Below are 4,147 nucleotides of genomic sequence, written 5' to 3'. Positions count from 1 at the left end.
AGACGCCTCGTCCCGAACGCGCGGCACCAGCGGACGCGGATGATTAAGGCACATTACTTACCAATACGCCGTACCGACCGTGAGCCCTCAAGAAAGCGGAAACGAGTTTACTCCAGGCTTCGACGGGAACCTGAGGCCCTGTGTTGTGGTCGAACGGCCTGGCTAATCCGCCGGCGTGCCGTTCAAAAGCAACGAACTAGAATTGGTAAAGAAACTTGAGGGGTTCCAACTTGCTGAGCGTAATAATATATGTCGCTGAAATTACCCTCATTGTTGAACAGGTGTTTGCGACTTTTTACTTATGAGTGAGCCTGAAAGTGATCGGCAAGACGAACTACTCAAGATCCTAATGCGGGGATGGGTGGTTAATCCTTCCCTACCGCCAAGCTTCAAGACCGCGGTTTGGGGCCGTATCAGGCGGGCGGATACCATCCCTAACGACACAATCTCCCTGGCGAAATTGCTTTTGAGTAGGATATTAGACTCACTAGCCCGTCCTGCTCATACCTGTGCGGTCATAATGCTTTTTATCCTCCTTGGGGGGGTGATTGGTCTAGTCGAATCCCGGAAGGTGTCGGCTCGGGTGAGTGAGGATCTGCGCGCTCGATATGTGCAAGCCATCTCACCACCTCCAGACAAACATTAACCATGCGCCGTGGAATAATCGTATTGTTGCTGGCCTTGGCCGGAGCCGTGACAGGATATTATTGCTGTTTCCTGTTCGGCACCGCTGAACCGCGCGCGTTGCTCAGGAGCGAGCATCCCGAGCTCTCATGGTTGAAGGATGACTTTAAGTTGTCGGATGCGGAGTTTCAGCGAATCTCTGCGCTACACGCCGGCTATTTGCCGCAATGTAAGGAACGGTGCCGCCAGATTGACCAGCTCGGCGATCAATTGTCCGTCATCCTGACCGAAATCAAAGAGGTCACACCCCAGGTATCAACTCTGCTGGCGGAACGATCCCGAATTTGGGCGGTCTGTCAGACAGAGATGCTAAAACATTTTTTCGAGGTGAGTCGAAGCATGCCTAGTGAGCAAGGTGAACGCTATCTGAGGTGGGTTAGCACGCACACTCACCTACGTCAGGAGTCGATGAGTCACGGCCAAGACGAAACCACACCATCACCACCATCGACGGGTCACCGCTAAAACCAGTATGGAACCGGTCGAACCTCCCAACCAGGATGTGGCGGCAATGTTGCGTCTAGCCGAAGGGGACGAGACTGCTATGGACGAGTTGATGGAGCGGCATGGGGAACGACTTTTTGGCTTTCTTTTGCGCAGTCTCCAGAACGAAGCCGAGGCGAATGACATCGCACAAGAAACCTTTGTCAAAGTCTACCAACACCGGCTGAGTTTCGACCTCAAATCCAAGTTCGCCACCTGGCTCTACTCCATCGCGAGCAACCTTGTCCGCGATCGCTACCGCTGGCGGGTACGGCATCCGCAGGTGACGTTAGATGTGGCGAACAGTCCGACCGGTCAGAGCTTCAGCGATTTTTTGCCTGACAATCGGCCTCTGCCGAACGAGGAACTAGAATTCTTGGAACGGTCCCAAGCGGTAAAGCGGGCGGTCGCGGCGTTGCCTCGGGAACTCCGTGAACCTCTTATCTTGAGCGAATACGAAGACTTCTCACATGCGCAGATCGGCGAGATCCTGGGCTGCACCGCGAAATCTGTTGAAATGCGAATTTACCGAGCTCGGGGACTGCTTCGCACCCGGCTCGCTAAGTGGATAGATTTCCTAGGATCGTAGACCAGAATCAATTAATCAATGGGGCGAGACATTACATTCCTGCCACCTTCACTAGACGCGGATTCCTCCGCAAGAGTGGACTGTGAAGATCGGAACCCGCCGCATCTGCCGCCCCGCGGGCAGAGTCATGTAGAGCTATGGCCGTCCACGGTGAGCATAGGCGGAGATCCCGAGTACGATCATTTTATGTATGCCGCCATGGCGGCCGACACCCATCGCAACGACTTTCTCTTGAGGGCGTTCCAACGAAGTCTGAAAGGGTTGACGGTGGTTGACGTCGGGACAGGGCAACAAGCGACGCTCGCCCTACTAGCCTTACAAGCAGGTGCACGCAAGGTGTACGCGATTGAGCTTCTCGAAAAGCCTGCTTACCGAGCAGCCTTACTGGTCAGGAAACTCGGTCTGACTGATCGCATTTCTGTAATCTGGGGTGACGCCCAAGCAGTCTATCTTCCGGAACCAGTAGACGCGTGCGTCTCGGACAACCTGGGAAACATCGGTGGAGCGGAGGGGTGGGATTTGCTGCTTCAATCAGCTCGGCATTTGGTCAAACCCGGCGGGCAGTTCATACCTGGCCGCTGCCAGACTTTAGTGGCAGGCGTTCAAATGCCCCGGTCTCTCGTCAATAACCCCCGCTTTAACCCAGTGGCGCGCTATTACGCAGGCCGGCTCTTCGAGCGAGCAGGCTATCGGTTTGATCTCCGCCTGGCCGTTTCGGGACTTCAACGATCGATGATTAACTCCACCGCGGACGTATTCGAGGAAATCAACTTTAATGAGGAACCGGTTCACGAGTCGCGGGGAGAGATAGTGTTAACCATTTTGCGTGATTCCATGCTCGATGGGTTTGCGTTGTGGGTGAGAGTCGAAACCATTCCGGGAGAGACTTTTGAGTCAATCGACAAAAGCACGGCATCCTGGATGCCGGTGTATTTCCCTGTGTTCGACCCTCCCATTTCCGTGCGAGCCGGAGACACGATCCGTGCCACGGCAAGCAGCAACTTAGCCGACGATCGGATTAATCGGGACTATCACCTCGCTGGCACGGTATGCGCCAAAGGTAAACCTGCGATTGAGTTTCGGCACGCCTCCTACTGCTACAAACCGGCGGTGTCGGCGAACAGTTTTTACCGTAGGCTTCTACGCAATGTCTGGTAGTGGGGCTAGCCCGAGCTTCCGGATGAAACTCTTTATCGCGAGAACATGTTTAATGACGAAGGCCAGAGCGAACCCAGCCCCGATCTCGGCGTCGCCGCGACGGCTAATTTCCCCTGTGTCCACCACCTTTTCGAGGCCCAAGTCCTAAGGTCACCTAAAGCGCTGGCCGTCGATTCTCCGCAGGGAATGCTGACCTATGAAGAGCTCAACTCCCAGGCCAACCAAATCTCACGCTACCTGATTGCGCGTGGTGTAGGGCGGAACAGCGTAGTAGGTCTCTGCATCAACCGCTCCCCGCAGCTCATCGCAGTCATCTACGGCGTTGTTAAGGCTGGAGCGGCCTACGCCCCGCTCGATCTCACCTATCCCCAAGAGCGGCTAACCTACATGGCTCAGTCGGCCCGGCTCGAGCTCATCCTCACGGATCGTTCTCAACTGTCCGCTGCGAAGTGTTGGAGCGAAGCAGACTGCGTTGCCGTTGAAGAGGCCTGGCCGGAGATCACTCAACTCGGAGGCGAGAACCCCGCCAACGACAGCAGAGGGGCAGATCTGATTTATGTGATTTATACCTCCGGGTCCACGGGCCGTCCCAAGGGCGTCGCGATGGTGCATCAAGCCATCTCCAACTTGGTGCAGTGGCAGACGAGACGTTCCCACGGCCTGCCCCACCCAGCCCGCACGCTCCAGTTTGCTTCACTGAGTTTCGACGTTTCCGCTCAGGAGATCTTCGCCACCACGTGCAGTGGCGGGACGCTTGTCCTCATGGACGAAGCACTCCGCTACGATTCTCCCAGCCTTTGGAATTACCTGATCAAGCAGCGAATTCATCGGCTGTTCCTGCCGTTCATCGCTCTCCAGCAACTAGCCGAGGCGGCCAGCGAGTCAACGCAACTCCCCATGACCCTGCGCGAGGTGATCACCGCAGGTGAACAATTGCAGATCACTCCACTGGTGCGCGCGCTCTTTCTGCGACTTCCCGGAACTAGTCTTGATAACCAATACGGTCCCTCCGAAACGCACGTTGCCAGTGCTCACCTCTTGCCCGCCGATGCCGCAACCTGGGAAAGCTTACCTCCCATCGGCGAGGCTATCGACGGCACCGAGCTGCACCTTTTGGATTCGCAGAACCAACCGGTTCCCGAAGGGCAGCCGGGCGAGTTGTTCATCGGCGGGATCTGCCTGGCTCAAGGTTATTTGCACCAACCCGAGCTTACAGCCCAGCGGTTCGTCAGC

At 56.1% G+C, this 4,147-nt stretch carries 4 protein-coding genes; all 4 read left to right on the top strand.

Translation table 11 applies throughout. The features are described 5' to 3' along the window. Positions 1 to 648 precede the first annotated feature (648 nt). Positions 649 to 1,149, top strand: coding sequence for a hypothetical protein (locus JNN07_04555; GenBank protein MBL9166991.1), 501 nt, complete (start codon positions 649 to 651; stop codon positions 1,147 to 1,149). A gap of 7 nt (positions 1,150 to 1,156) precedes the next feature. After that, positions 1,157 to 1,756, top strand: coding sequence for a sigma-70 family RNA polymerase sigma factor (locus JNN07_04550; GenBank protein MBL9166990.1), 600 nt, complete (start codon positions 1,157 to 1,159; stop codon positions 1,754 to 1,756). 75 nt (positions 1,757 to 1,831) lie between these two features. Next, positions 1,832 to 2,914, top strand: a complete 1,083-nt coding sequence (locus JNN07_04545; GenBank protein ID MBL9166989.1) for a class I SAM-dependent methyltransferase — start codon at positions 1,832 to 1,834, stop codon at positions 2,912 to 2,914. Positions 2,915 to 2,959: 45 nt separating this feature from the next. After that, positions 2,960 to 4,147, top strand: a 1,188-nt coding sequence (locus JNN07_04540; protein MBL9166988.1) for an AMP-binding protein, incomplete at its 3' end; no start/stop codon positions are given.

This window comes from Verrucomicrobiales bacterium (assembly GCA_016793885.1).
In the GTDB taxonomy this organism is placed as follows: Bacteria; Verrucomicrobiota; Verrucomicrobiia; order Limisphaerales; family UBA11320; genus UBA11320.
Note: the sequence above shows the minus strand (reverse complement) of the source record. Positions and strands in the feature narration are given on the sequence as shown.